The sequence below is a fragment of the Halorubrum tibetense genome, assembly GCF_042661865.1.
Classification (GTDB): domain Archaea; phylum Halobacteriota; class Halobacteria; order Halobacteriales; family Haloferacaceae; genus Halorubrum; species Halorubrum tibetense.
Map to the genome: position 1 here is coordinate 1 of NZ_JBHSWW010000156.1, position 5,673 is coordinate 5,673.

Genomic DNA, 5,673 nt, shown 5'->3' on the forward strand with positions numbered 1-5,673 from the left:
AGGCGGGCGAGGGTCGGTTCGACGCCGCCCGTTCCATCGCGGAACGCCTCGGCGCACGGCCGATCCGTGGCGACGGCGCGGACCCGACCGTCGATCCACCCGAAGGGGTCGAGTTCGGGTTCTGGACCCCGGATATCGTCGGCGCGGGGGTACCGGTCGCGGACGTGGCGCTGGAGGTGTTCACGCCGGTCGCGGAGGGCGACACGGACGAAGCCAGCGACATCGACCCGGGACGCGACGACCTCCGCACTGCGACGTTCCGCGTCGACCGGCTGCCGGTCGAGCGCGACGGCGAGTTCCACTGGGTCGCCGCCGAGAACGTGCGCGTCGGGACCGCGGACCGACTGGGTGCGCTGTACCAGCTCGTATATCGCCGCCCCGCCGCGGAGGGGAGCGATGACGACGGGAAAGAAGGACAAGAGGACGGCGGCGACGCGTGGGGGACGGTCCGCGACCCCCTCGCGTACTCGGTGCCGTTCGGCGTCTTCGCGCCGGCTGAAGTGTACGACTGGGACCGACTGGACGCGACCCGCCCCGACCGAGAGCATTTCGCGTCGCTGGGGACGGACGCCGAGCCGATCCCGACGACGGTCGACGACGGCCTCCCCCGCGTCGATCCGGCGACGAGCATGCTTGAGATCCATCCGGGAACGTCGACGTCCGAGGGATCGCTCGGGGCGCTCGCGGACCGGTTGCGTCGGATCGGGCGGAAGCTCCGGGCCGGCGAGCCGCTCGACCCCCACGAGCGCAACTACGTCGGCTACGACGCGGTCCAGCTGATGCCGGTCGAACCGCTGACGCAAGCGTACGGACGGCAGTGGTACTGGCGACCCGGGGGGACGTACGAGGTGGACGAGTCCGATACCGGTGATGAGTTCGACGGCGCTGGCGAGTTCGACGGCGCTGGCGAGTTCGACGGCGCTGACGGATCCGATCTTGTGCACGACGATCCGTCTGCCCCGGTCGACCCGGTCTCGGTGTTCGACCGCGACCGCGACACGGAGCGCGTGACCGTCGGGATCACGCGCCCGGACCAGACGAACTGGGGCTACGACGTGGTCGTCAGCGGCTTCGGTGCCGCCAACCCGGCGCTGCTCGAAACGGGACGGCCGGACGAGCTGGTCGAGTTCATCGCCGCCTGCCACGCGATGCCCGACCCGATCCGTGTCGTCTTCGATATCGCACTCGGCCACGCCGAGGACGCGGCCGCAGAGCTCCTCCCCGAACCCTTCTTCGAGGGCCCGGGGATGTACGGACTCCATCTGAACTACCGACAGCCCGTCGTCCGGGCGATACTCCTCGAACTGCAACGCCGGAAGGCGAACTTCGGGGCGGACGGGATCCGGATCGACGGCGCACAGGACTTCACGTATCACGACGAGGAGACGGGCGAACAGGTCCATGACGACGCGTTCCTCGCCGAGATGGACCGCGTGGTCCACGAGGTCGGCGGAACCGCGTACCGTCCCTGGATGATCTACGAGGACGGCCGACCGTGGCCCCGAGAGGACTGGGAGCTGGCCTCGACGTATCGCACGCTGATCGACCAGCATCCGCACGCGTTCCAGTGGTCGCCGGTCACGTTCGCGCACAACAAGCCGGCGCTTCTCACCTTCTGGGCCACGAAGTGGTGGCGGATGCGAGAGGTCGGCGAGTTCGGCAGCCAGTGGATCACCGGCGTCGCGAATCACGACACGCTTCGGCGCGGATCCCAGGTGGAAGTAACCGACGACTGGGGCGGCGCGTTGATCAACCCGTACCTCGCCGACAGCCCGCCGGAGACGATCCGGGAGGCGTACGACAGCCCCGCGGCGCTCGTCTGGTTCCACGTCGCGATGCCGGGCGTACCGATGGACTTCCTTCACGCCAACTACCGTGCGCCGTGGGGGTTCGTCCGGGATACCGACCCCGTGTGGAACGTGAAGGTCGTCGCCGAGGAGGCCCCGTGGATCGACTGGCACGTCCCCGAGGGCGCGTTCGCCGACGCGGACGCGTTCCCGCGGTTGAAGTCGCTCGGGTTCGAGACACGGGCGGAGCTGAAGGAGTTCGTGACGACGCTCGCCGCGCTCGTCGACGCGACCGACTACGACGTTGACCTGATCGCGACGCTGCTCTCAGTCCAGGGGACGCCGATGGGCGGAAGCGAAGGTGACGCGGAACTCACCGCGAGCGACCTCCAGACGTTCTCGTTCGCGTGGAGCGCGGACGTGAGCGAGTATCTCGTACTCGACCGCTGGGCGGACGGCCAGGATGACACCCGAACCGCGTTCGACCGGGCCGTCCGCGAGTTCCGTCAGGAACGTCCGTGGCTCCGTGCCGACATCGATCCGGAGACGGGGGAGGCGTTCGGCTACCGACACCCGACCGAGGGGACGGTGCTGTACTACGCGGTCAGACGGTCGCCGGACGGCGAGGAGACGCTCCTCGTCGCTTGTAATGTCGAGGGGGTACCTGTCGACGTGAGCGTCGGGGGGCTGCTCGAGGACGCCGAGAGCGACGAGGGAGATATCCATAGGGGGTCCGACCACGGGTCGGAACGGTGGTCCGTCGCGCTCGCGCCGCCGGAAGCGGACGTCGATCCCGGGTCGGCGGCGACGGAAGCGACGCTCGCGACCGCCGACGCCGTGGTGTGGCGGCTGACCGACGCCGACGCGTCGTGACTGGCGCATCGTGACCGACGCATCGTGACCGGCGCGGGGATCCTGGGGACTCGGAAGTAGCGGGCGTCGCACATTCGGGTCTCCGGCCCGTCGAGACGTTCGCGGACGCAACGCTTGAGTCGATGGGGACTGAGGCGTAGCCATGACCTTCGATCGCTCCGACGGTGTGTTCTGTCACGTCACCTCGCTTCCGGGGCCACACGGAATCGGCGACCTCGGCGAGGGCGCGACCGCCTTCCTCTCGTTCCTTGGCGACGCCGAGGTCGACTACTGGCAGATCTGTCCGATCGGGCCGACGATCGGCGCGGCCGGGGAGTCGCCGTACCAGTCGCCGTCGGCGTTCGCCGGCAACCCGCTGTTGATCGACCTGAACGGCTTGGTCGAGGACGGCCTGCTCACGCGCGACGACATCGAACCGGTGCCCGAGCTCCCGACCGATCGTGTCGACTACGCGGGCGTCCGCGAGTACAAGCAGCCGCTGTTGCGGCGGGCGTTCGAGCGGTTCGAGGCGGGTGACGGGGAGCCGTCGCTGGCGGCCGCCGACCTCGACGCCTTCCGCGAGCGGGAGCCGTGGGTGACGGAGTACGCCCTGTTCCGCGCGATCTCGGCGGCACGGCCGGAGGACACGTGGGTCGAGTGGCCGGATCCGCTTCGAACGCGGGAGCCGGGCGCGCTCGACGCGGCCCGCGAGGAGCACGCGGAGACGGTCCGATACCACGAGTTCGTGCAGTGGACGTTCGACCGCCAGTGGGCCGCGCTCCGCGAGCGGGCGGCGACCGAGGGGGTCGAGCTCGTCGGCGACGTCCCGATCTACGTCGCGCTCGACTCCGCGGACGTGTGGGCGAACCCCGAGGCGTTCCGGCTCGACGAGGACAACCGGCCCACCGTGGTGGCCGGCGTCCCGCCGAACCCGGGCGACGACGGCCAGCGCTGGGGGAACCCGGTGTACGACTGGGACCGGCTCGCGGAGACGGGGTACGACTGGTGGACCCGCCGGTTCCGCCGACTGTTCGACCTCGCCGACGTCGCACGGCTCGATCACTTCCTCGGGTTCGTCCGGTACTGGGGGATCCCGGCTGAATCCGACGACCCCGCCGACGGCGAGTGGTACGACGGACCCGGACGGGAGCTGTTCGAGACGGTCGAACGCGAGTTCGGCGAGGCCCCGTTCATCGCGGAGGACCTCGGGTTCGACGACGCGCGGATGGACGACCTGATGACGGAGTTCGGGTTCCCCGGGATGCGCGTTCCGCAGTACGCGAACTGGTGTGAGGGCGGCAACGAGTACCAGCCGATGAACTACCCCGAAGGCGTCGTCGGCTACACCTCGACACACGACACGGACACGTGGGTCGGCTACTACGCGGACCTCCCCACGGAGCAACGCGACTGCCTCCACTACAACCTCGGCGTCGACGACGATCAACCGATCGAGTGGGGGATCATCGAGGACGTGTGGAGTTCCGAGGCCGTCCTCGCGATGACGACGACACAGGACCTACTGGGGCTCGGCAGCGACGCCCGGTTCAACGAGCCCGGCACGCTCGACGGCAACTGGGAGTGGCGCGTCGAACGGGACGCACTCTCAACCGAGCTAGCGGGTCGACTGCGGGAGCTCGGCGCGTTTCACGTCCGGTAGACGGCCGTGATCAGCGGTCCTCACGGCAGCAGCCCGTGTATCCAGCGTCGGATCCGCTCGAACGGTCCTGCGTCCGTGTCCGTGACCCGGTCGGCCGGGTCACCGAGCGTCCACCCGGCCTTTTCGGCGGCCTCCTCGATCGATCGGTACTCCCAGCCGGTGTCCGTCGCTAATCGACGGTCAGCGTCACTCGTGCCGACGAACACGTGTCGCGGGGTGTCCGTCGCCTCGCGGATCTCGCCGGTCGTCACCGTCTTGTCCCAGTCGCGGAGCGCGTAGTCGTTCTCGATCCCATGTCGGCGACAGAACCGATCCACCGCGTTCGCGTCGTTGGCGATGACGCCGACGTACCGGCTCCACTCTCGGGCGTCGGTGACAGCCGCAGCGGGGTCCGAGAGCGACCGGACGGCCCCGAGCGAGAACAGAAGCGTGAGCTCGCCGCCGGAGTCGGGGTCTGTAGTGACGACTGACATCCCTCGTACTCACGAGTGAGTCGTCGCAGTATATAACCCCGTGCGTCGGTTCAGTACGCGTTTCGGCCGAGGATCCAGTACAGCACGAGCCCGAGGAACGGCGCGAAGAACACGACGAGTGCCCAGAGGAACGCGGGGTGATCGCTCCGCTGTTTGGCATCGTTGTACGTCCAGACGATGATCGCCACGTAGACGACGAACATCAGGAGCCCGAAGAGGAAGGCGATCCCCGACGCCGCCGCCTGTAGCGGGAGGGTGGACAGCATACCCGGGCTGACTCGCCGGTCGGGCAAAGGTCTTGTGACCGCCGCGAGGGCGACCGGGGAAAGAAATAGTGGGGTTCGGTGGAACACCCGCGTATGGGACGGAGACTCCGAGCGGTGGAGGCAGTCGTCGAGCTCCTCTCCGGGCTGGCGTTGGTGGGGTTGACGCGGGTGACGGACGGCGGCGTCGACGTCGAGTACCTCGCCGTCGGCTTCGCCAGCGGGTTCCTCTACAGACACGCACAGACGAGCGTGATCGGTGGCGGGTTCCGGGCGTCGCCGTTGCGGAACGCGGCGCTCACAGCGGTGTGGACACCGATCTGTATCGCGATCGACCGGTCCGCGGGCGATCGCGGCGAGAGGCGGGCGTTCGCGGCCGGGGTCAACCTCGGCTCCGCCGCCTACTGGCTCGCTCGCCGCGAATGAAAGGGTTTCCCGGGAGGCGGCCGACGGGATCCGTATGCGACTTCCCGTCGACGCCGATCGGCTTCGGGCGGATATCGAGGCGAACGCCGCGTTCGGCCGCGTCGAGACCGACGATCCAGAGGCGCACGGCCGGACGAACCGCACCGGCACCGAGGCGAACCGCAAGGCCCGCGACCACCTCGTCGAACGCCTTCGGGACGCCGGCCTCGACG

5 protein-coding genes and 1 pseudogene are annotated in these 5,673 nt (G+C 69.2%); 4 read left to right on the forward strand and 2 right to left on the reverse strand.

Annotation, left to right across the window (positions count from 1 at the left end; genetic code table 11):
• Window positions 1-2,660 (forward strand): glucosylglycerol hydrolase (gene gghA, locus ACFQEU_RS10415; RefSeq protein WP_379781866.1); only part of this gene is annotated, 2,660 nt, incomplete at its 5' end.
• Window positions 2,661-2,802: 142 nt separating this feature from the next.
• Window positions 2,803-4,299: a 4-alpha-glucanotransferase gene (gene malQ / locus ACFQEU_RS10420; RefSeq protein ID WP_379781868.1), complete on the forward strand. Its 1,497-nt coding sequence runs from the start codon at window positions 2,803-2,805 to the stop codon at window positions 4,297-4,299.
• 20 nt (window positions 4,300-4,319) lie between these two features.
• Here malQ and ACFQEU_RS10425 read toward each other — a convergent pair whose 3' ends face one another.
• Window positions 4,320-4,772, reverse strand: a complete 453-nt coding sequence (locus ACFQEU_RS10425; RefSeq protein WP_379781870.1) for a DUF7124 domain-containing protein — start codon at window positions 4,770-4,772, stop codon at window positions 4,320-4,322.
• Between the two features lie 50 nt (window positions 4,773-4,822).
• The gene (locus ACFQEU_RS10430; RefSeq protein WP_379781872.1) at window positions 4,823-5,038 is read right to left on the reverse strand and encodes a PLDc N-terminal domain-containing protein; all 216 of its coding nucleotides are present in this window, start codon (window positions 5,036-5,038) and stop codon (window positions 4,823-4,825) included.
• A 93-nt stretch (window positions 5,039-5,131) separates the two neighbouring features.
• Between ACFQEU_RS10430 and ACFQEU_RS10435 the strand changes: the two genes are divergently transcribed.
• Together ACFQEU_RS10435 and ACFQEU_RS10440 are read left to right on the forward strand one after the other, a co-directional pair.
• Complete coding sequence (locus ACFQEU_RS10435) at window positions 5,132-5,461, forward strand: hypothetical protein (protein ID WP_379781874.1); 330 nt, start codon at window positions 5,132-5,134, stop codon at window positions 5,459-5,461.
• Between the two features lie 34 nt (window positions 5,462-5,495).
• A pseudogene (locus ACFQEU_RS10440) lies at window positions 5,496-5,673 on the forward strand (Zn-dependent hydrolase); the annotation flags it as partial.